At 61.7% G+C, this 282-nt stretch carries 1 protein-coding gene; it reads left to right on the top strand.

Going from position 1 to position 282, the window contains the following annotated elements; translation table 11 throughout:
• Positions 1 to 42: 42 nt before the first annotated feature.
• On the top strand, positions 43 to 282 hold a 240-nt coding region (locus ACWNT5_RS24305), incomplete at its 3' end, for a TetR/AcrR family transcriptional regulator (RefSeq protein ID WP_456518869.1).

The following is a 282-nucleotide window of genomic DNA, read 5'->3' as shown; positions in this document are numbered from 1 at the left end:
GCAAAAGGTGATAGTTTCTTACATTTTGGGTGTCAAGCGGCCATGGATGGAAACGATACGGTGTTTGGGAGTGGCGGGAGCGCGCGCAGCCCCGTTCAGCAGCGGAGCCGCGAGCGCCGGGCCAAGATTCTGGACGCCGCGAGGGAGCTCATCTCGGAGCGAGGCAGCGACAGGCTGCGGATGAACGAACTCGCGCAGGCGGCGGCTGTGTCGATGGGCTCTCTCTATCAATACTTTCCCGAGAAGAGCGCCGTCATCTACGCGCTCGCCGAGGCTTTCAAC

The sequence above is a fragment of the Aquimarina sp. 433 genome (assembly GCF_054054605.1).
Note: the sequence above shows the minus strand (reverse complement) of the source record. Positions and strands in the feature narration are given on the sequence as shown.